The organism is Curvibacter sp. GW821-FHT01G03, assembly GCF_059422285.1.
Map to the genome: position 1 here is coordinate 120,921 of NZ_JBWKWP010000009.1, position 21,377 is coordinate 142,297.

Genomic DNA, 21,377 nt, shown 5'->3' on the forward strand with positions numbered 1-21,377 from the left:
AGGGCGGTGCCACACCGGCCCATCAGCATCGCTGAATTAAATCAGGTAGAGCGATTCGAGTTGGCGCACTTCGGCGGGCCCCACGCCTAGCACGTCCTGCAGGTAGGGTGTCAGGCCGCCGTGGTGCTGCTGCACGGTGTCCAGGGCTGCGTCGAGAAAGCTGGGCTGCACGCGCCAGATGACGCGCATCACCTCTTCGGGGCCCTGCCCGATCAAACCCGTGGGGCGCTGGTACAACTCATTGGTCAGCAGGTAGTCGTGCAGAACGACGGGCTGCTCCACGCCCAGCGCATGCAGGATCAGGGCGGCGGCAAAGCCGGTGCGGTCCTTGCCGGCGGTGCAGTGGAAGACCAGGGGCTGGTCGTTTTCCAGCAGCAGTCGGAACAGTTCTGCAAAGCGGGGTGAGTTGTGCAGCACGAAGTCGCGGTAGGTCTGCTCCATCAGTTCGGCGGCATGTTCCGGTGTGAGGCGCTCCCCCCGGTCCTGCAAAGCCTTGGCGCGTTGTACCACCGTGGGCTCGATCGACAGCGCGTGCTGCTGCACGCCGGGCAGGTCGTAGGCCTGCGCGGCGCGTTCGCCCTGGCCCCTGAAGTCGACCGTGCGCGTGACCCCCAGCGCCTGCAATCGGGCCTGATCCTCGGGCGTGAGGTGGGCCAGGTGATCCGAGCGGTAGATGCGGCCCGGGCGCATGGCCCGGCCACCCCGGGCGGGGTAGCGTCCCAGGTCACGGAAGTTGCTGGCGCCGCTCAGGCGCTGGGACAGGGGGGCGTAGGTCATGAAGCGGTGTGGGCAGGTCAGTGAATGTCAATCGTCCTGCATGTTATCGCCCCGCACGATCCCTTGGTCAGGTCCTTGTCTCACAGGTGTCCAGACCCGGGCGGGCTGGCTCATCGGCCTGCCAGGCCGGGTGTTGCCGTAAGGCTTGCCAGGCCAGAAGGTCGGGGGGCATGGGCTGATCGGTGGGCGGGTCGGTGTCCAGCAGCCCGCTGGAGAAGTGCAGCCACTCGCCGCTGATGGGGTGGGGGATGTCGAGGGTGGCCGCATGCAGCCACAGGCGTTGCAGGCCCAAACGCTCGGCCCACCAGCGGTTGACGGGCCCCTTGCCGTGGGTGGCGTCGCCGATGATGGGGTGGGCCAGGTGCTTGAGGTGACGGCGGATCTGGTGGCGTCGCCCGGTGCTGGGCCAGGCCTGGACCATCGACAGGCGGCTGGCTGGGTAGCGCGGGTCGGCCGGTGCCTGGCCGGGCTCGGGCGGCAAGGCCAGCGTGGCCAGGCGCTCGAAACGGGTGTGGGCCTCTTGCACGGGGGCATCGGGCGGGGCGTCGTCGGGGCGCAGGGCGTGGTCGACCTCGATCGCCCGGGGGGCCCAGCCCCGCACCACGGCCAGGTAGTGCTTGCGGGTGCGGTGCGCCTCGAAAGACTGCGACAGGGCGCGCGCGGCCTCGCTGTGCAGCGCCATCACCAGCACGCCGCAGGTGCCCTTGTCGAGCCGGTGCACCGGAAACACGTGCTGGCCCAGTTGGTCGCGCAGGGCCTGCATCACAAAGCGGGTTTCGCCTGCGTCCAGCCCGGTGCGGTGCACCAGCCAGCCCGCCGGCTTGTAGACGGCCACCAGGTGCTCATCGCGCCACAGCACGGTGAGCGGGGGTGGGGTGTCCACGGGCACGATCAGCCCGGTCGTGGCTGTGGCGGTGGTGCCGCTCAAGCCAGCAGGTCGCTCAGGGCCCGGGCCATCACCTTGGTGGCGGCGCGCAGGTCGTTCAGGTCAAGGCGCTCGTCGGCGCGCTTGGCATGTGATTCGAGCACGGTGCGCGGGCCGGCGCCGTAGATCACGCCGGGGATGCCGCGCTCCACGTACAGGCGCACGTCGGTGTACAGCGGGGTGCCCACGGCGGGCACGTCTTCGCCCAGCACCGCCTTGGCGTGTTGCTGAATGGCGTCCACCAGGGGTTTGTTGCCGGCCAGCGGGGTCATCGAGCGGGCCAGCAGCAGGCGCTTGATCTCGACGCTGATGCCGGGGCGCTGCGCGGCGGCCTGTTCGATCACCTCGCGGATGCGGGCTTCCACCTCGACCGGGTTCTCTTCGGGGATCATGCGGCGGTCCAGCTTGAACATCACCTTGCCCGGCACCACGTTGGTGTTGGTGCCGCCTTCGATGCGGCCCACATTGAGGTAAGGGTGGTTGATGCCGGCCACCTGCGAGCTCACCTGCAGGTACTCGGTGTTCTGGGCGTACAGCGCGTTCAGGATGTGCACGGCGCCTTGCAGGGCATCGACGCCGGTGTGGGGCACGGCCGCATGGGCCATCTTGCCGTGCACGGTCACTTCCATCTGCAGGCAGCCGTTGTGCGCGGTGACCACCTCGTGCGAGAAGCCGGCGGCCACCATCAGGTCGGGCTGGGTCAGCTGGTTCTTCAGCAGCCAGCCCGGGCCCAGTTCGCCGCCAAATTCTTCGTCGTAGGTGAAGTGCAGCTCCACCGCCCCCTGGGTGGGGCGGGCCACGGCCTCCAGGGCGCGCAAGGCAAAGGTGAAGCTGGCGAAGTCGCTCTTGCTGACCGCGGTAGCGCGGCCGTACATCTTGCCGTCCACGATCTCGGCCCCGTAGGGGTCGTGGGTCCAGCCCTCGCCCGGGGGCACCACGTCGCCGTGGGCGTTCAGCGCAATGGTGCGGCCGCTGCCCGCCGGGCCGAAGGGGCGGCGCACGATCAGGTTGGTGATGCTTTGCATGCCGTAGGCCTGCACCTCGGCGGCGGGCACAGGGTGCTTCTCGGCCTCATAGCCGAAGGCCTGCAGCAGTTCGGCGGTGCGTTCTGCGTGCGGGGCGTTGTTGCCGGGCGGTGTGTCGGTGGGCACCTGCACCAGCGCTTGCAGAAAGCGCACTTCATCGTCGAAGTGGGCATCGATCCAGGCGTCGAGGGCGGCGTAGCGGGGGGTGTTTTGAACGTCGGTCATGGTGTCGGGCTCAGGCGGGGATGGCTTGCGGTGCGAAGTGGTTCAGGACATGGGCAAAGGCGTCGACGGCCAGTTGCATGTCTTCGTTGGTGCTCGATTCGAGCGGGTTGTGGCTGATGCCCGAGTTGAGTCCGCGCACGAACAGCATGGCCTGGGGCATCACCTCGTGCAGCTTCATGGCGTCGTGGCCGGCGCCGCTGGGCATGCGGAACACCGGCAGGCCCAGGGCGCTGACGGCCGCCTCCCAGTGCTGCTGCAGGGCCGGGGCGCTGGGGGCAGCGGCGGCCCGCATGGTCTCTTCCAGGGTGTGGCGCAGGCCGCGGCGTTCGCAGATGGCGGCCAACTCGGCCAGCACATCGTGCGCCAGGGCGTCGCGCTGGGTATCGTTGGGCGCGCGCAGGTCGAGTGAGAACTTGCAGCGCCCCGGCACCACGTTGATCGACCCGTTGGGCACTTGCAACTGGCCGATGGTGCCTACCGAGTCGCCATCCTGGGCCGCCCGCTTTTCAACGTACAGCGCGAGTTCGGCCACCGCGGTGGCGGCGTCGCGGCGGCGGTCCATGGGGGTGGTGCCCGCGTGGCTGGCCATGCCGATCACCTCACCGAGGTAGCGCACGCTGCCGTTGATGGAGGTGACCACGCCCAGGGGCAGGTCTTTCTCATTCAGGACAGGGCCCTGTTCAATGTGCACCTCGATGAAGCCCAGGTAATCGGCCGGTTGGCGCTTGAGTTTGGCGATGTCATCGATGCACAGGCCGGCGTGCCGCATGGCCTCGCGCATCGTGATGCCGTCGGCGTCCTGCTGGTCCAGCCACTCAGGCTTGAAGTCGCCGATCAGCGCGCCTGAACCCAGGAAGGTGGCCTTGTAGCGCTGGCCTTCCTCTTCGGCGAAGCCGATCACCTCCAGGCCAAAGGGCAGGCGTCGGCCCTGCGCCTTGAGCTGCTGCACGCAGGCCATGGGCACGAAGATGCCCAGCCGCCCGTCGTACTTGCCGCCATTGCGCACGGTGTCGTAATGCGAGCCGGTCATCAGATAGGGGGCGCCGGCCGTGGCGGGGTGGTAACGGCCCACCACGTTGCCCACGGCATCGATCCCGACTTCGTCAAAGCCGGCTTCGCGCATCCAGTGGGCAATGCGCTGGGCGCAGGCGCGGTGGGCGTCGGTGAGGTAGGTGACGGTGAGCTGGCCCAACTCGGCAAAGCCGGGGTCTGAGTGCTGGGCCAGCTTTTCCTGCCAGTCCCACACCAGATTGCCTTGTACCGGCTCGACACCGAACTTGTCGTTGAGGCGGATTTCGGCGATGCGGTGGATGTTGCGCAGGCATTCGGCCAGCTCGAAGTCGGGGTGGTTGTGCAGTCGCCGCTCGAAGGTCTCGATGATCTCGTGCCGGCCCAGGCCCAGGCCGCGGGGGCCCCGCACGGCCAGGATGAAGGGGAAGCCGAAGCGCGCGTTGTAGTCGGCATTGAGCTGCTGAATGCGGGCAAACTCTTCAGGGGTGCAGTCGGTCAGGCCGGCCTTGCCTTGTTCGTGGGTCGATTCGGCGGTCAGGCTCTTGCTGACCATGGCCTTGCCTGCCAGCTCGGGGTGGGCCCGGATCAGGCCCAACTGGGCCTCGCGTCCGGCCTGGCTGACGACCTGGGTCAGCGCGTGCTTGAGTTGGGCCAGCGATTGGAAGGGGCGCTGCGGCAGCACGCGTTCGACGATCCAGGGCGAGTGCTCGTACAGGCCGTCCAGCCATTGCAGGGCCTGTTCGGGGCTGGCGGTGTTGAATTCGGCAAGGGTGAGGGCCATGGTCAGCCTGCTTTCTGTTCGCTAAAGGGATGCACCTGCTGCCAGTGGCGGGCAATGTCGATGCGGCGGCACACCCAGACCTTGTCGTGGCGCTGGATGTGGTCGAGAAATTTTTGCAGCGCCACCATGCGCCCAGGGCGGCCCAGCAGGCGGCAGTGCATGCCGATGCTCAGCATCTTGGGGCGGTTCTCGCCGGCGGGGTCGCCTTCGGCGTACAGGCAGTCAAAGCTGTCGCGCAGGTAGGTGAAGAAGTCGTCGCCCTGCGAAAAGCCCTGTGGCAGCGAAAAACGCATGTCGTTGGTGTCCAGGGTGTAGGGCACGACCAGGTGCGGCACCACGGCGCCGTCGCTGCGTTCGACCTTCATCCAGAACGGCAGGTCGTCGCCGTAGTAGTCGCTGTCGTAGTCAAGCCGGCCGTCGTCCACCACCAGGCGGCGTGTGCGCGGGCTGTCGCGGCCGGTGTACCAGCCGGTGGGGCGCTGGCCGGTGAGCTTCTCGATGGCGTCCAGCGCCACGCGCATGTGTTCGCGCTCGGTGGCCTCGTCGATGTTCTGGTAGTGGATCCAGCGCCAGCCGTGGCAGGCGATCTCGTGGCCCAGGTCGACAAAGGCCTGGGTCAACTCGGGGTGGCGCTGCAGCGCCATGCCGACACCGAAGATGGTCATGGGCAGGCCGCGCTTCTCGAACTCGCGCAGGATGCGCCACACCCCCGCCCGCGAGCCATACTCGTAGATGCCTTCCATGCTCATGTGGCGGTCGGGGTAGCTGGCCGGGTTGAACATCTCGGACAGGAACTGCTCCGAGCCGGCGTCGCCGTGCAAGGTGGCGTTCTCGCCGCCTTCCTCGTAATTCAGCACGAACTGGACCGCAATGCGGGCCTGGCCCGGCCACTGGGCGTGGGGCACATCGCGGCCGTAGCCGATCAGGTCGCGGGGGTAGGGCTGGGTGGTGTCGTAAGGCTTCATGGGCGGGCTTGGGGAGGGCTGACGGGTGGGGTGAAGTTCAGGACAGGGCCATGGACAGGTCGCTGGTGGGCAGCTTGCGGTCGAAGGTGAGGCTTTCCTCGACATGGGTCAGGTGATCGTTCATGAGTTGCACCGCCAGGGCTTCGTCGCGCGCAGCCAGCGCCTTGACGATCTCGCCGTGCTCCTCGTGGGAGTGTTCGGCCGCACTGGCCGACTGGTACATCAACGTGATCAGGGCGCAGCGCGAAATCAGTTCACCCAGCAATTGGGCCAGTACCTCGTTGCCCATCAGCTCGGCCATGCGCACATGGAAGTCGCCCAGCAGTTCGGTGCGACCGGAGGCGTCGCCCTCTTGCACAGCGGCTTTTTCGCGGGCCACATGCTCGCGCAAGGCCTTGATCTTGCTAGGGGTGACCTCACGCACAAAGGCGCGTGTCATTTCAGCCTCCAGCATGCGCCGTACAGCGAAAACCTGCCGGGCCTCGGTGACTGAGGGCGCTGCGACAAAAGCGCCGCGTGCCGGCTCCAGCCGGATCAGGCGGTTCTGCGACAACTGGAACAGGGCCTGCCGGACCAGCGTGCGAGACACGCCGAAGTGATCCGCCAGCTTCTGTTCCGCCAGCTTGGTGCCCGGCAGCAGCCGGTGTTCGACGATGGCCCGGGTCAGGCTCTCGACGATGACGTGGGTGGTCGATGGGTTGGAGGCGTCCATGAGGTCATGATAGCTGCCAATTCAAAAAGTGTATACACTTTTAGTTCACGATTGCTGCCAAGGATTGATGGCATCAACCGTCCGGTCGCCCCGGTGGCCGCCTCTTGTCTTGTCACCCGAAAGGATCACCCATGGGCCTCAGTACCCACGTTCTCGACACCATGCACGGCAGCCCGGCTGCCGGCATGGGGGTTTCGCTGTTCACCACCCAGGGCGACGACGCCACACTGGTGCGCCGCTTTGTGTTGAACGCCGACGGCCGCTCCGACGGCCCGCTGTATGACAACAACAGCCTGCGCCCGGGCACCTACCGCCTGGTGTTCGAGGTGGCCGATTACTTCCGTTCCCGTGGCGTCGACCTGCCCGAACCCCCGTTCCTGAACAAGGTCACGCTCGACTTTGGCATCGCCCATGCCGATCAGCACTACCACGTGCCCTTGTTGGTCAGCCCCTGGAGCCACTCGACCTACCGCGGCTCCTGAAGCGGATCCGGGTTCAACCGCCGCTCTGACCTTCTGTCAGGGTGTCGAGCTGGAACCGGCCGCTCTGGTCCCACAACCAGGTGTCGGTGTAGACCACCTTGCCCAGACGGGCTGGCACCGGGTAGGGGGCGGCCGCGCGCGCCGTGCGCTCGATTTCGGTGACCACCTCGGGGGCATGGCGCGGCGCGCGCATCCAGTGCAGCTGCGTGACCTGCCCCCGGCTGTCGATGCTGACCTGCAGCACCCCCACCGCGTACAACATGGGCGGCAGCTTGCCGGCGTAGATGCGCTCTGCATTGAGTTTGTAGAGGTGCTGGGCAGCGTCCACCCGGTAAGCCTTGGGGGTGCTGGCCGCCGAGGCCGGGCTGATCGTGTGGACACTGCCAGTGCCTGAGGGCGTGCTGGCCGGGCCGGGCGTTTCCGCGGCGGGCGTGTTCTCGTTCAGTGGCGGCGTCGGGCCGCTGCCGCAGGCCGCCAGCAAGGCGGCCCAGGCCGTGGCCATCAGCCACAGGGGGCGGCGGATCAGGGCCGTTACGGGTTGGCTGGGCCGGTCGGTTGAGCGTGGGGCGGGTCCGTTCATGCGCGCATTGTGCCTTCGGCACTGCGCCCTGATTGTTGCCAGTCGTATCTGCCGTAAGGCCATTTTTTCTGGATGGAGGGTTTTATGACCGCAGAATCGGGGCCCATGAGCGCTCTGTCCCAACTGCTGCAAGGCCTGACTGATGAACCTGCCTGCCTGGTGCGCGTGGTGCGTACCCAGGGCTCGGTGCCCCGTGAGGTGGGTGCCTGGATGGCGGTGTGGCCCGCGACCGTGCTCGGCACCATTGGCGGTGGTCACCTGGAACTGGTGGCCACATTGGCTGCCCGAGAGGGCCTGCGCGACCCCGCGACCGCCTGGCCGCTGCAGCAGCGCCACGCCTTGGGCCCCAGTCTGGGGCAATGCTGCGGTGGGGTGGTGCACTTGAGCCTGGAGCGGGTTACTGCGGCCGATCGCGAGCGGCTGCGCACCGAACTGGCGCAAGGCGGTCAGCCCTTGGCCCTGTTTGGTGGCGGGCATGTGGGGCACGCACTGGTGCGGGTGCTGGCGCCACTGCCGTTTCGCCTGCGTTGGATCGACAGCCGGGACGGTATCTTTCCGGCCGATCTGCCCGAAAACGCGGAGGCCGAGCACTCCGATCCGGTGCAGGGGGCCGTGGCCGACCTGGTGCCCGGCTCACAGGTGCTGGTGATGAGTTTCAGCCATGCCGAAGACCTGGACATCGTGGCCGCCTGCCTGCGTCGACAGCGTGAGCATGGTGACCTGCCATTTGTCGGGCTGATTGGCAGTCAGACCAAATGGGCCACCTTTCAGCGACGCCTGCAGGAGCGTGGCTTCACCGCCGATGAGTTGAATCACGTCACCTGTCCTATCGGTGTGCCAGGCATCAGCGGCAAGCAACCGGAGGTCATTGCCGTGGCGGTGGCGGCACAGTTATTGCAAAAGCTTCCGGGCCCTGTGGGGGCCTCGGGAAAGCCCTGACTCGGGGCCAGACGATACGTCGCCATGGTGCTCAAAAACTGTATACACTTTATCGCCTGGGGGCCGTGAAAGCGGTTCTCTTCCTGCATCCGGTCGCAGCGGAGCTGGGGTTCTTCCAACCCATGGCCGCGGCCCCAACTTCTGTTCACAGCGCCCGCAGTGGTGAGCAGACCATCAAAGTGCCGACCTGTTGGTTCAGGGGCACTGGAGTTGAGAATGGAAAGCTATTTTCTCGACTGGGCCAACCTGCTGCTGCGCTGGGTCCATGTCATCACCGCCATCGCCTGGGTGGGGTCCTCGTTCTATTTCGTCTTTCTGGACAGCAGCCTCACGCCGCCCGAAGACCCTGAATTGAAACGCCAGGGTGTCAGTGGTGAGTTGTGGGCTGTGCACGGCGGCGGTTTTTACCACCCCGTCAAGTTCGCTGTGTCGCCACCCAAGCTGCCCGGGCACCTGCACTGGTTCTACTGGGAAAGCTACAGCACCTGGTTGACCGGCTTTTCGCTGTTCACCGTTTCCTACCTCTGGAGCGCCAGCACCTACCTGATCGACAAGTCGCGCATGGATTGGGCACCCGCCGAGGCCATCGCCGTCGCCCTGGGCTTTCTGGTGGTGTTCTGGCTGTTGTACGACGGCATCTGCCGGGTGTTCGGGCAGCGCAAGAATGGCGATGCGATCGTCGGCGCTTTGGTGCTAGTGCTGGTCTGCGTGGCCTCATGGCTGGCCTGCCACTGGTTTGCCGGCCGCGCCGCCTTCTTGTTGATGGGCGCCATGATCGCCACCTCGATGAGTGCCAACGTCTTCTTCTGGATCATCCCGGGCCAGCGCACCGTGGTGCAGCAGATCAAGGATGGCCTGCCGGTCGACCCGATCCACGGCAAGCGCGGCAAGCAGCGCAGTGTTCACAACACTTATTTCACGCTGCCGGTGCTGTTTGCCATGCTGTCCAACCATTACAGCTTCACCTACACCCACCCGCAGAACTGGCTGGTGTTGATCGGCATGATGTTCGCCGGCGCGGCCATCCGCCAGTTCTTCGTGATGCGCCATGGGTACAAGCTGGGCCGCAACGCCCATCCCTGGCCGTATGCCGCCGCCGGTGTGGTGGTCCTGCTGGCGCTGATCGCCTGGCTGCGGCCGGCGCCGATGGCACCGGCCGCCGCAGCGCCGACAGCCGTGAGTTACGCTGAGGTGCAGAAGGTGTTGTCCGCCCGCTGCTACATGTGCCACGGCGAAGCCGTGCAGATGAAGAACGTGCGCCTGGATTCACCTGAGCAGGTCAAGGCCCATGCCCAGGCGGTCTACCAGCAGGCCGTGGTCACCAAGATCATGCCCATGAACAATGCCACCGGCATCACCGACGAAGAGCGCGCCTTGATCGGCGCCTGGTTCCAGGCCGGTGCTCCCACGGCCCCCTGAACCCTGCACGGCCCCCATGAGCAAAACCCTGCTGCTGCGCAACGCCCGTTGCGTGGCCACTTTTGACGAGCAGCGCCGTGAGTTGAGCGATGCTTCGGTGTTCATCCGCGGCCACCGCATCGAGGCCATCGGCCCCGCCGCCGATCTGCCCGACCAGGCCGACGAGGTGCTGGACCTGCGTGGCTGCCTGGTCACGCCCGGTCTGGTCAACACCCACCACCACATGTATCAGTCGCTCACCCGGGCGATTCCTGCGGTGCAGGACGCCGAGCTGTTTTCGTGGCTGCGCGGCCTGTACCCCATCTGGGCCGGGCTCACGCCCGAGATGGTTCAGGTGTCGACCCAGGTGGCCATGGCCGAGCTGCTGCTCAGCGGCTGCACCACCAGCAGTGACCACCTCTACATCTACCCCAATGGCGTGCGCCTGGACGACAGCATCGAGGCCGCGCAGGCCATCGGCATGCGCTTTGTCGCCACCCGCGGCAGCATGAGCGTGGGCCGCTCGCAGGGCGGCCTGCCACCCGATGAGGTGGTGGAGCGGGAGGATGCCATCCTGCGCGACACCCAGCGCCTGATCGAGCGCTGGCACGATGCCCGCCATGGTGCGATGGTGCAGGTGGCGGTGGCCCCGTGTTCGCCCTTCAGTGTCAGCCGCGACCTCATGCGCGAATCGGCCCTGCTGGCCCGGGCGCACGGCGTGCGCCTGCACACCCACCTGGCCGAGAACGACCACGACATTGCCTACAGCCGCGAAAAGTTTGGCTGCACCCCGGCCGAATACGCCGAGCAACTGGGCTGGGTGGGGCATGACGTGTGGCACGCCCACTGTGTCAAGCTGGATTCGGCCGGCCTGTCGCTGTTTGCCCGCACCCGCACCGGGGTGGCGCATTGCCCCTGCAGCAACATGCGCCTCGCCTCGGGCATCGCCCCGATCCGCCGCATGATCGACGCGGGCGTGCCTGTCGGGCTGGGGGTGGACGGCAGCGCCAGCAACGACGGCGCCCACATGCTCGGTGAGGCGCGCCAGGCCATGCTGCTGGCCCGGGTCGGGCGGGCCCTGGAGCCCTTTGGTTGCGATACCGGCCCGGCCGAGATGAAGGCCCGCGACGCGCTGGCGCTGGCCACCCGGGGCGGGGCCGAGGTGCTGGGCCGTGCCGACATCGGTTCGCTGGCGGTGGGCCAATGCGCCGACCTGGCGGTGTTCGACCTGGGCAGTCTCGACTTTGCAGGCGGCGCCGTGCACGACCCCGTGGGCGCGCTGCTGCTGTGCGCCCCGGCCAAAGCCCGTCACACCGTGGTCAACGGGCGGGTGGTGGTGCGCGACGGACAGCTCACCACACTGGATCTGCCGCCGTTGATCGAACGCCATAACCGGCTGGCCCTGCAACTGGCCGTGGCGGCCTTGGGCCGGCGCTGAGCCTGCCGGCTGCGGACGCTCAGGCCGCCTGTTGCACGCCCAAGGGCAGCAAGGGTGCCGACAGCAACGGTGGCGGCAACTGGGGGCCGCGCACATGCAGGCCGCTTTGGCTCTGCTTGGCATCGTGCTTGGCCAGCGCCGCTTCGTTGGCCACCTGTTCGGCGGATTCGTACTGACCGCGCAGCACCCGCACCGCCCCGATCGACAGCGTGGTGCACGGAAAGAAGCGCTTCACGCCGTGCCGGTCTTCGGCTTCAATGCCGCCGGCCTGCCGTGCGATGTCGTCAAACAAGGCCAATGCCTCGCGCGCAAACTCCTGGATGATGGCCTCGCAGCGCTGCTGCCAGTTGTTGCTCTGGAACAGGATCATGAAGTCATCGCCGCCCACATGGCCTACAAAATCGCGCCGGGCATCGCAGTGGCTCACGCACAGCCGGGCCACCAGGCGGATCATCTCGTCGCCACGCCAGTAGCCATATTGATCGTTGAAGGGCTTGAAATGGTTCAGGTCGGCATAGCAGGCCACGAACTCGCTGCCGCTGGCCAGCAGGCGGTCGATGTGCATGCTGATGGGGATGTTGCCGGGCAGAAAGGTCAGGGGGTTGGCGTGGCGCGCGGCTTCGATCCGGGCCTCGGTCACGGAGCGGACCAACTGGTCGCCCGTTCCCAGGCCCACATAGCGGCCGTTATCGGTGACGATGAAGCCGTCGTTCAGGTAACGCTGGTCCTGCGAGGTCAGAATGCCCACCAGTTCGTCCACGTCGTAGTCCAGCTCCACCACCCGCGGTGAATGGTTGGCATAGGCCAGGCAAGGCTTGCGCCCATGCACCTCCCGAAAGTACAGGGTGGCGTAGTGGTTCATGAACTGCTGGCGGTTGATGAGGCCCACCGGCCGTTCGCCGTCCACCACGGCCAGCGCGTGCAGTTCGGGCCGGGCCTTGAACACCTCGGCCAGCTCATTGTTGGTGCAGCTCATGGCCACGGCCGGCGCCTGGATCACGGGCAGGTGGCGCAACACCCCGGGGCGCGCGGTCTGCTGCAATTGCGGCAGCACGGATACGCGGCGGTCGTGCATCACGGTCAGCGCGGCGTCGATCACCTGCTGCGCCACCTCGCGGGCGGGGCGGCCCAGCAGGTAACCCTGGCCGTAAGCAATGCCCAGATCGCGCAGCACGCGCAGGTCATCGGTGGTCTCGATGCCTTCGGCGATCAGCACCGAGCCAAACACTTCTGAAATCCCCTTCAAGGCATTGACCACCTGCAGGCATTCGGTGCGCTGGTCCAGGGCCCGGGTGAAGTATTTGTCGATCTTCACGTAGGCCGGCTTCACCTCTGACCACAGCCGCAGGCTCGAGCGTCCGTCGCCAAAATCGTCCAGCGCCAGGGTGATGCCAGCCGCGTGCAGGTGTTGCACCGCGGCATGCAATTGCGCCATGTCTCCGACCCGCTCGTGTTCGGTGATCTCCATCACCAACATGCGGGGGGATACCCCACAGCGCCGTGCAGCCCCGATCAGCGATTCGGTCTCCTCCAGTTGCATGGCCTCGACCAGCGCGTCGGCACTGATGTTGACGAACAAGCGCCCGGGTTCGCCCGCCTGTCCCCATTGCACCAGGGCCGTGTGGACGCAGAACACCTCGAATTCGAACAGCAGGTCCTCCTGCTGGGCCAGGGCCAGCAGCACGTCCGGGCGCTCCCATTCGGTGCCGGCCGGGCCACGGATCAGGGCCTCATGGCCAAAGATCGAGCCGCTGCGCAGGTCGGCAATCGGTTGAAATACACAGTGCAGTGCCTGCTGTTCCATCAGGGTGGCCAGGCGCCCAGGTGCCAGGGTTAGGCCGTGTTCCGGCGTCGCTGCGCGTGCCACCGCCTGGGCTTCGCATGAGGATCGGTTCAAGAGCACTCCTGGGGATGGACGAAGACGGGGGATTCTGAACCGGGCCTGTGACCGGTGCATGACGCGAGGTAAAGCAGTTTTGACCCGACCAGGGGCCAAGCCGCTGCACGAGGCTTGGCACAATCGGGCCATGACCACACCCCAAGCCCCCCAACATCGCGTCGCCCTCGATCTGCAGGGCGCTGTCTGCCCCAGCCCCAGCGCTGATCCGCAGGCTTTTTTGCAGCACCTGTATGCGCAGGCCGTCTGGCGGGCGCAGCCCCTGCAAGGTCTGGCGCGCCACCTGCCCCAGCCGCCCAAGGGGCGCACCCTGGTGCTGGGGGCGGGCAAGGCCGGGGCCTCGATGGCCCAGGCGGTCGAGGCCTTGTGGCCGGTCGATGCGCCGCTGTCGGGCCTGGTGGTCACGCGCTACCACCACATCCCGCCGCGACCGGCCGGCCTGCCCGTGCGCATCGAAGTGGTCGAGGCCTCGCACCCCGTGCCCGACGCGGCCGGCCTGGCCGCGGCCCAACGCATCCTGCAACTGACCGAAGGCCTGACTGAGGACGACCTGGTGCTGTGCCTGATCTCGGGCGGCGGCTCCGCCCTGCTGACCCTGCCCGCCGAAGGGCTGAGCCTGGAGGACAAGCAGCGCATCAACCGCGAATTGCTCCACAGCGGCGCCAGCATTGGCGAGATGAACTGCGTGCGCAAGCACCTGTCGCGCATCAAGGGGGGGCGCCTGGCGGCGGCCTGCTCGCCGGCGCGGGTGCTCACGCTCACCATCAGCGATGTGCCTGGCGATGACCCTTCGGTGATTGCCAGCGGCCCCACCGTGCCGGATGCCAGCCACTGCGCCGAGGCACTGGCCATTCTGGCCCGCTACGGCATTTCGGTGCCCGCGGCGGTGCACCAGCAGTTGCAGGCCGGTGCACTTGAAACCCCCAAGCCCGGCGATGCCGTGTTCGCAGGGCACGAGGTTCAGTTGATTGCCACCCCGCGCCAGTCGCTGGAGGCCGCCGCCGAGGTGGCCCGTGCCGCCGGCATCGCGGCCTATGTGCTGTCCGACGAAATCGAGGGCGAATCGCGCGAGGTGGGCAAGGTGCACGCCGCGCTGGCACGCTCGGTGGCCCAGCATGGCCAGCCTTTTGCACGCCCCTGCGTCATCCTGTCGGGCGGTGAGACCACGGTGACAATCCGCCCGCAGCCCGCTGGCAGCCCGCGCGGGCGCGGCGGCCGTGCGGGTGAGTTCTGCCTGGGCCTGGCCCAGGCCCTGCAGGGCCAGCCACGGGTCTGGGCCTTGGCGGCGGATACCGATGGCATCGACGGTGTTGAAGACAACGCCGGTGCCTGCGTGGGCCCCGACACGCTGGCACGGGCCCAGGCCCAGGGCCTGAAAGTGGAGCAGTTTCTGGACCGCAACGACGCCTATGGTTACTTCGAGGCCCTGGGCGATCTGGTCATCACCGGCCCCACCCACACCAATGTGAACGATTTCCGGGCGCTTCTGATCCTCGATTGAGGCGCCGGCCCGGCAGGGTCATTTCAACTGCTCCCACCAGCGCGCCTCAAACCGCCCCTGCATGAAGGCCACGAAGGACGACACCTTTTGCGGCAGCAGGCGGGGCGAGGGGAACACGGCGTGGATCTCCTGCTCGGGCAACTGGCAGGTCTTGAGCACCTCCAGCACCCGGCCACTGGCCAGCGATTCGGCGGCCACATAGCGGGGCAGGGCGGCGACGCCCAGGTGGGCGCGTGCAGCGGCCAGCAGGGCCGACAGGTTGTTGGAGCGCATGCGCCCGCTCACCGGCACGTTCACCAACTCGCCCGCTGGCGTGCGCAGACGCCAGAAGTCGTCCCCCTGCACGCTGCTGTAGATCAAGGCGTCATGCCCACGCAGCTCGCTGGGCTTGCGCGGTGTGCCGTGCCGCCGCAGGTAGGTGGGCGAGGCCACCAAGGCCCAGGGGTTCTGCCCCAGGCTGCGTGCACCCAGGCCCGAGTCGGCCAGCTTGCCCAGGCGGATCGCCACGTCGATGCCCTGGGCCACCAGGTCGGTGTAGCGGTCGTCAAAGCTCAGGTCCACCTTCACCTGCGGGTGCCGGGCCATGAATTCCAGCACCAGGGGCACCACCACCCGTCTGCCGAAAGCCACCGAACTGCCCACGCGCAGCAGACCGTTCACCTGGGTCTGGCGCACCTGGACCACCTCTTCGGCCTCGCTCACCTGGCCCAGGATGGCCTTGCAACGTTCGTAGTACAGCGCACCGGGTTCGGTCAGGCTGACCCCGCGGGTGTTGCGGTTGAGCAGGCGCACCTTGAGCTGGGCCTCCAGGGCCGCCACCTGCTTGGTGACGGTGGGCTGGGTGGTGGCGAACTCTTTCGCCACCTTGGTGAAGCTGCCGGATTCCACCACCCGGACAAACAGGTTCATGGCGTCGAAACGGTCCATCGGGTTCTCCTTGCGCTCGTGCGGGGTGTGCCAGTGTCCGCTGCCGTCGATCCGACAGTCATTCCACCAGCGAATAAATTTTATGGTCTGCTCGGGCGTTCCGGCTCAAGCCTGCGCCGCCTAAATTTCGGCCACCCCCAGTGGGTTCACCCAAGGAGATGACATGGCAAGAATGAAGGCAATCGAGGCGGCAGTCTGCATCCTCGAGAAAGAAGGCGTGAGTGTGGCGTTCGGCGTGCCCGGCGCTGCCATCAACCCGCTGTATGCAGCGCTCAAGGCGCACGGCGGCATCGGCCACATCCTGGCGCGCCACGTCGAGGCGGCCTCGCACATGGCCGAGGGCTACACCCGGGCCGTGGCCGGCAACATCGGCGTGTGCATCGGCACCAGCGGCCCGGCCGGCACCGACATGGTCACCGGCCTGTACTCGGCCAGTGCCGATTCCATCCCCATCCTGTGCATCACCGGGCAGGCTCCGCGCGCACGCCTGCACAAGGAGGATTTTCAGGCTGTCGACATCAGTGCCATCGCCCGCCCCGTGACCAAATGGGCCACCACCGTGATGGAGCCGGCCCAGGTGCCCGGGGTGTTCCAACAGGCATTTCACCTGATGCGCTCGGGCCGACCGGGGCCGGTGCTGATCGACCTGCCCATCGATGTGCAGTTGGCCGAGATCGATTTCGACCCCGCCACCTACGCCCCCTTGCCGGCCTGGAAGCCGCAGGCCACCCGGGCCCAGGTGGAGCATGCCCTGCACCTGCTGAGCCAGGCCGAGCGGCCCTTGCTGGTGGCCGGTGGCGGCATCATCAACGCCGATGCCTGCGGCCTGCTGGTCGAGTTGGCCGAGCTGCTGCAACTGCCCGTGATCCCCACCCTGATGGGCTGGGGCAGCATCCCCGACGACCACCCGCTGATGGTGGGCATGTGTGGTCTGCAGACCAGCCACCGCTACGGCAACGCCAACCTGCTGGCCAGCGACTTCGTGCTGGGCATCGGCAACCGCTGGGCGAACCGCCACACCGGCTCGGTCGAGGTCTACACCCGAGGCCGCAAGTTTGTGCACATCGACATCGAGCCGACCCAGATCGGCCGCGTGTTTGCGCCCGACTATGGCATCGTGTCCGACGCGGGCGCCGCGCTGGCCCTGATGGTCGAGGTGGCCCGCGAATGGCGATCCGAAGGCCGCCTGTCGCCGCGCCTGGCCTGGGTGGCCGAGTGCCAGGGGCGCAAGCAGAGCGTCGACTACCTGCGCAAGACCCACTTCGACCAGGTGCCCATGAAGCCGCAGCGGGTCTACCAATGCATGAACAATGCCTTCGGTCGCGACGCCTGCTATGTGTCCACCATCGGCCTGTCGCAGATCGCGGCGGCGCAGTTCCTGCACATCTACCACCCGCGCCACTGGATCAACTGCGGCCAGGCCGGCCCGCTGGGATGGACCCTGCCGGCCGCGCTGGGGGTGCGCGTGGCCGACCCGGCCCGCCGGATCGTGGCCCTGTCGGGCGACTATGACTTCCAGTTCATGCTCGAAGAGCTGGCGGTGGGCGCGCAGTTCAAGTTGCCCTACATCCATGTGCTGGTCAACAACAGCTACCTCGGACTGATCCGCCAGGCGCAGCGCAGCTTCTCGATGGATTACTGCGTGCAACTGGCCTTCGACAACCTCAACACGGACGCTGACGAGCCCGCGCGCAGCTATGGCGTGGACCACGTCAAGGTGGTCGAGGGCCTGGGCTGCAAAGCCATCCGTGTGCACCGGCCCGAAGAGTTCGCGCCAGCGGTGCAACAGGCCGATGCCTGGATGGCCGAGCACCGCACCCCCGTGGTGATCGAGCTGCTGCTGGAGCGCGTGACCAACATCGCCATGGGCACCGAGATCGACCAGATCAACGAGTTCGAAGACCTGGCGGCCAGCGCGGCCGACGCGCCCACCGCCATCGCCATGCTGGATTGATGCCCGCCCGCCCCGCAGCCCCTCCTGCCCTGACCCAAGAGAGAACCAAACACATGCCTCGCTTTGCTGCCAACCTCACCATGCTGTTCACGGAACGGCCTTTTCTGGACCGCTTTGAAGCCGCTGCGCAAGCGGGCTTCGAGGCCGTCGAATTTCTGTTCCCCTACGCCTACGAGGCCGGCGAGATCCGTTCACGTCTGGACCAGCACCGCCTGCAACTGGTGCTGCACAACCTGCCTGCGGGCGACTGGGAGGCCGGCGAGCGTGGCATCGCCTGCGACCCGACCCGGGTGGCCGAATTCCGCGCCGGGGTCGCTCAGGCCCTTGCCTATGCCCAGGCGCTGGGGGTGCGCCAACTCAACTGCCTGGCTGGCAAGGCACCGGCCGGCGTGGCCGAACCGCTGCTGCGCCAGACCCTGGTGAGCAACCTGCGTTTTGCGGCCGGCGCCCTGCGCCAGGCGGGCCTGCGCCTGCTGATCGAGCCCATCAATCCCTTCGACATCCCGGGCTTCTACCTCACCCGCACCGATCAGGCCTTGGCCCTGCTCGACGAGGTGGGGGCCGACAACGCCTTTGTGCAATACGACATCTACCACGCGCAGCGTGTGGAGGGCGAGTTGGCCGCCACGCTGCAGCGGGCCCTGCCACGCATCGGCCACATCCAGTTGGCCGACAACCCGGGTCGGCATGAGCCTGGCACGGGCGAGATCAACTACCCCTGGTTGCTGCGTCACATCGACCACCTGGGCTATGCCGGCTGGATCGGCTGCGAATACAAGCCCGCCGCCGACACCCTGGCCGGCCTGGGCTGGCGCCGCGCCATGGCCTGAACCGAGCGCTTTCATCCCTGACCTGACAACGGAGACCTCCCATGACTCAAAAACCGCTTCAACTCGGCTTCATCGGCCTGGGCATCATGGGCACGCCCATGTGCCTCAACCTGATCCGTGGCGGCCATCAGCTGTTTGTGCACACCCGCGGCAAGGTGCCGGCGGCGCTGGCCGACACCCCGGCCACCCAATGCCTCAGCGCACGCGGCGTGGCCGAGCGGGCCGACATCGTCTTCACCATGCTGCCCGACACCCCCGATGTCGAGCAGGTGCTGTTTGGTGACGACGGGCTGGCCCTGGGCCTGAGCCCAGGCAAGCTGGTGATCGACATGAGCTCGATTGCCCCTCTGCCCACGCAGGACTTTGCCCGGCGCATCGAGCAGCTGGGCTGCCAGTACCTCGACGCCCCGGTGTCCGGCGGCGAAGTGGGCGCGCAAAAGGGCAGCTTGTCGATCATGGTCGGCGGGCCCGAAGCCGCCTTTGCCAGGGCTCAGCCGCTGTTCGAGCTGCTGGGGCAGAACATCACGCTGGTGGGGCCCAATGGTGCCGGGCAGACCACCAAGGTGGCCAATCAGATCGTGGTGGCGCTCAACATCGAGGCCGTGGCCGAGGCCCTGTTGTTTGCTTCACGTGCTGGCGCCGACCCGGCCAAGGTGCGCCAGGCCTTGATGGGCGGCTTTGCCGCCTCGCGCATTCTGGAAGTTCATGGCGAGCGCATGATCCGCCGCAGCTTCGAACCGGGTTTTCGCATTGCCCTGCACCAGAAGGACCTGCGCCTGGCACTGGACAGCGCCCGCGCCCTCGGCCTGGCCCTGCCCGCCACGGCACAGGCTCAACAATTGTTCAGCGCCTGTGTGGCGCAGGGCGGTGCGGCCTGGGACCACTCGGGCATGGTGAAGGCCCTGGAGCGGCTGTCGAACTTCGAGGTGGGCCAGAAAGCGGCCTCGGCCTGATCAGCCCAGCCGCAGCGGCTGCGGGGCACGCGCCAGGGCCGGGGTGGGGGCCGGCCGGTTGGCCGCGGCCGGTGTTGGCGCGGCGATCGGCGTGTCGCGGCTGAGGCGGAAGGTGTGCACGATGTCCGTGAGTCGGTGGGCCTGATCGCGCAGGCTGTCGGCTGCCGCCGCGCTTTCCTCGACCAGTGCCGCGTTTTGCTGGGTCACCTCATCGAGCTTGCCCACGGTCGAGCTGATGTCGGCGATGCGGCCACTCTGCTCATCGGCTGCGGCCGCCACCTCGGACATGATCGAGGACACGTTTTGTACCGAGCTCACCAGCTCGTTGATCGTCTCGCCGGCACGGCGCACCAGGTCTTCGCCCACGGCCACGCGCTCTACGCTGTCGGTGATCAGGCCCTTGATCTCCTTGGACGAACTGGTGGCGTGGCCGGCCAGGCGCCGCACCTCGCTGGCCACCACGGCAAAGCCGCGCCCCTGTTCGCCGGCGCGTGCGGCTTCCACCGCCGCGTTCAGGGCCAGGATGTTGGTCTGGAAGGCGATGCCGTCAATCACGCCCACAATGTCGGCGATCTTGCGGGAGCTCACGCTGATCCCTTCCATGGTCTGCACCACCTCGGACACCATCTGCCCGCCGCTGATCGCGTGGGTCGAGGCGGTGGCCGCCAGGCGGTTCACCTCGCGGGCCGAGGCCGTGCTGTGGCCCACCATCTGGGTCAGGTCGGTCAGTGTGTGGGCCGCCGTCTGCAGGTTGTGCGACGCCTCTTCGGTGCGCTGGCTCAGGTCCAGGTTGCCGGCGGCCACTTCGGCGCTGGCGTCCTTGATCGATTCGGCAGTGCCGCCGATTTCGCCCACCAGCTCACGCAGGCGCTGCTGCATGGCGGCAATGGCCTCCAACAGGCGGCCGGTTTCGTCGTGGATGCGCACCTCCACTTGAGAGGTCAGGTCGCCCGCGGCAATGCGTTCGGCCACCACCACGGCCCGCCCGATCGGCGCCGTCACGCTCTGGGTGATGCGCCAGGCCACCAGCACGCCGACCGTGATCGAGATCAACACCAGCAAGCCGGCGGTGATCTGGGCCCGGGCCATGCTGTCTTCGGCCCCTTGGGCCTCGGCCTGGTTCAGGCGGTTCTGGTACTCGATCAGATCGCTCAAGCGGGCCCGCCACTTGACCTCGCTGGGTTCCACCCGGTTCATCATGGCGATCGAGGCACCCACGTTGTCGCCCTCCAGCGCCGTCTTCACCGACTGCTGAAGCTCGGGCAGCGTCGCTTCGGCGATGGCCTTGATGTCGTCCAGCAGCTTCAACTCGTCGGCTTGGGCCCCATTGGCCTGGGCCAGGGCGGCCAGTTCGGTCTGCTGCTTGAGGTATTGGTCTTGTGTGGCCTTGAGCTTGTCGGCCTGCTCGGTCGAGCGTTTGGTGTCGCTTTCAGACAGCATCACCGCAGAGCGGCCCCTCAGGCCCAGCGAGTCCACGTCCTGCAGCATGTTGTTCATCAGGCGGGTTTTTTCGGCGTTGGTGCTGGTGATGCGCTGCAGCCTTCCGTGCAGATCCCTGGCTGACCATTGGTCCACCGCCACCACCAGCAGCAGCAAGGCCAGCACACTGCCGAAACCCAGGCTGAGCCGATGGCTGAGGGACAAAGACTTGAGAGCGCTCATGTGAAAAACCTTGAAAAGAAAACAAGTCCCTGATGCCTGGCTTTCAGCATGTGTGGCGCGCGCCGCCCTGCCGTTTGCAATGCCAATGTTCTGCCACCCGCGCCCGCCCCGGACCCAGGAAAACCCCAGCCCAGCGCCCAATCACGCCCGTGACCCCTCAGAGAGCACGTGCGGCTTCTGTGGCGCGGTGGGCGGTATTGTTGTTGTAAGCGTCATGCAAGAGAAATGCCAAGTCTGGCTGAGCCCATGCCGCCAATGCATAACCCTGACCCGACACCCGCATCCCTGTCAGACCTTGAACTCCAACGTGGTCAGAACACCAGATTGAGGCCTGCCAGCGGTCCCCGGGCATGCAGCCGACGCGCTCCAAAGGGAGCTGGGACGCGTGAAGTGCG

18 protein-coding genes are annotated in these 21,377 nt (G+C 67.2%); 8 read left to right on the forward strand and 10 right to left on the reverse strand.

Annotated elements, in window-relative coordinates:
• Nucleotides 1-36 precede the first annotated feature (36 nt).
• The 6 genes from AC07VS_RS14700 to AC07VS_RS14725 form a co-directional block, all read right to left on the reverse strand.
• Nucleotides 37-777, reverse strand: coding sequence for a tyrosine-protein phosphatase (locus tag AC07VS_RS14700; RefSeq protein ID WP_492347828.1), 741 nt, complete (start codon nt 775-777; stop codon nt 37-39).
• Between the two features lie 67 nt (nt 778-844).
• Nucleotides 845-1,705: a pseudouridine synthase gene (locus tag AC07VS_RS14705; protein WP_492347829.1), complete on the reverse strand. Its 861-nt coding sequence runs from the start codon at nt 1,703-1,705 to the stop codon at nt 845-847.
• A complete protein-coding gene (locus AC07VS_RS14710) occupies nt 1,702-2,952 on the reverse strand; it encodes a M20 family metallopeptidase (RefSeq protein ID WP_492347830.1) in 1,251 nt (416 codons plus the stop codon). The genes AC07VS_RS14705 and AC07VS_RS14710 overlap by 4 nt, the downstream gene beginning before the upstream one ends.
• Before the next feature lie 10 nt (nt 2,953-2,962).
• Complete coding sequence (gene uraD, locus AC07VS_RS14715; RefSeq protein WP_492347831.1) at nt 2,963-4,744, reverse strand: 2-oxo-4-hydroxy-4-carboxy-5-ureidoimidazoline decarboxylase; 1,782 nt, start codon at nt 4,742-4,744, stop codon at nt 2,963-2,965.
• Nucleotides 4,745-4,746: 2 nt separating this feature from the next.
• On the reverse strand, nt 4,747-5,709 hold the full coding sequence (gene puuE, locus AC07VS_RS14720) for an allantoinase PuuE (protein WP_492347832.1): 963 nt from the start codon (nt 5,707-5,709) through the stop codon (nt 4,747-4,749).
• A 37-nt stretch (nt 5,710-5,746) separates the two neighbouring features.
• The gene (locus AC07VS_RS14725) at nt 5,747-6,421 is read right to left on the reverse strand and encodes a GntR family transcriptional regulator (protein WP_494656973.1); all 675 of its coding nucleotides are present in this window, start codon (nt 6,419-6,421) and stop codon (nt 5,747-5,749) included.
• A 131-nt stretch (nt 6,422-6,552) separates the two neighbouring features.
• Here AC07VS_RS14725 and uraH point away from each other — a divergent pair, with 131 nt between their 5' ends.
• Nucleotides 6,553-6,903 (forward strand): hydroxyisourate hydrolase, encoded by a 351-nt coding sequence (gene uraH, locus AC07VS_RS14730; RefSeq protein WP_492347834.1) that lies wholly within the window; start codon nt 6,553-6,555, stop codon nt 6,901-6,903.
• A gap of 13 nt (nt 6,904-6,916) precedes the next feature.
• Here the strand turns inward: uraH and AC07VS_RS14735 are convergent, their stop codons facing one another.
• Nucleotides 6,917-7,483, reverse strand: coding sequence for a hypothetical protein (locus AC07VS_RS14735; RefSeq protein ID WP_494751324.1), 567 nt, complete (start codon nt 7,481-7,483; stop codon nt 6,917-6,919).
• Between the two features lie 105 nt (nt 7,484-7,588).
• On the opposite strand from AC07VS_RS14735, the gene xdhC reads away from it, so the two are divergent.
• The 3 genes from xdhC (at nt 7,589) to AC07VS_RS14750 (ending at nt 11,258) form a co-directional block, all read left to right on the forward strand.
• Nucleotides 7,589-8,422: a xanthine dehydrogenase accessory protein XdhC gene (xdhC, locus tag AC07VS_RS14740; RefSeq protein WP_492347836.1), complete on the forward strand. Its 834-nt coding sequence runs from the start codon at nt 7,589-7,591 to the stop codon at nt 8,420-8,422.
• Nucleotides 8,423-8,638: 216 nt separating this feature from the next.
• A complete protein-coding gene (locus AC07VS_RS14745) occupies nt 8,639-9,841 on the forward strand; it encodes a urate hydroxylase PuuD (protein WP_492347837.1) in 1,203 nt (400 codons plus the stop codon).
• A gap of 16 nt (nt 9,842-9,857) precedes the next feature.
• Nucleotides 9,858-11,258 carry an 8-oxoguanine deaminase gene (locus AC07VS_RS14750; protein WP_492347838.1) on the forward strand — a complete coding sequence of 467 codons (1,401 nt, stop codon included), beginning with the start codon at nt 9,858-9,860 and terminating at the stop codon, nt 11,256-11,258.
• 19 nt (nt 11,259-11,277) lie between these two features.
• Here AC07VS_RS14750 and AC07VS_RS14755 read toward each other — a convergent pair whose 3' ends face one another.
• The gene (locus AC07VS_RS14755; RefSeq protein WP_492348122.1) at nt 11,278-13,062 is read right to left on the reverse strand and encodes a GGDEF domain-containing protein; all 1,785 of its coding nucleotides are present in this window, start codon (nt 13,060-13,062) and stop codon (nt 11,278-11,280) included.
• A 223-nt stretch (nt 13,063-13,285) separates the two neighbouring features.
• On the opposite strand from AC07VS_RS14755, the gene AC07VS_RS14760 reads away from it, so the two are divergent.
• Nucleotides 13,286-14,656, forward strand: a complete 1,371-nt coding sequence (locus tag AC07VS_RS14760) for a glycerate kinase type-2 family protein (protein ID WP_494751325.1) — start codon at nt 13,286-13,288, stop codon at nt 14,654-14,656.
• 18 nt (nt 14,657-14,674) lie between these two features.
• Here AC07VS_RS14760 and AC07VS_RS14765 read toward each other — a convergent pair whose 3' ends face one another.
• Nucleotides 14,675-15,583, reverse strand: a complete 909-nt coding sequence (locus tag AC07VS_RS14765) for a LysR family transcriptional regulator (RefSeq protein WP_492347840.1) — start codon at nt 15,581-15,583, stop codon at nt 14,675-14,677.
• Between the two features lie 163 nt (nt 15,584-15,746).
• Here AC07VS_RS14765 and gcl point away from each other — a divergent pair, with 163 nt between their 5' ends.
• From gcl to AC07VS_RS14780, 3 genes are read left to right on the forward strand one after another with little or no spacing between them, the layout of a single operon-like run.
• Entirely contained in the window at nt 15,747-17,537 is a 1,791-nt protein-coding gene (gene gcl, locus AC07VS_RS14770) for a glyoxylate carboligase (protein WP_492347841.1), read from the forward strand.
• A gap of 53 nt (nt 17,538-17,590) precedes the next feature.
• Nucleotides 17,591-18,367 (forward strand): hydroxypyruvate isomerase, encoded by a 777-nt coding sequence (gene hyi, locus AC07VS_RS14775; protein ID WP_494751326.1) that lies wholly within the window; start codon nt 17,591-17,593, stop codon nt 18,365-18,367.
• 41 nt (nt 18,368-18,408) lie between these two features.
• The gene (locus AC07VS_RS14780) at nt 18,409-19,320 is read left to right on the forward strand and encodes a 2-hydroxy-3-oxopropionate reductase (protein ID WP_492347843.1); all 912 of its coding nucleotides are present in this window, start codon (nt 18,409-18,411) and stop codon (nt 19,318-19,320) included.
• Here AC07VS_RS14780 and AC07VS_RS14785 read toward each other — a convergent pair whose 3' ends face one another.
• A complete protein-coding gene (locus AC07VS_RS14785; protein ID WP_492347844.1) occupies nt 19,321-20,982 on the reverse strand; it encodes a methyl-accepting chemotaxis protein in 1,662 nt (553 codons plus the stop codon).
• Nucleotides 20,983-21,377 lie beyond the last annotated feature (395 nt).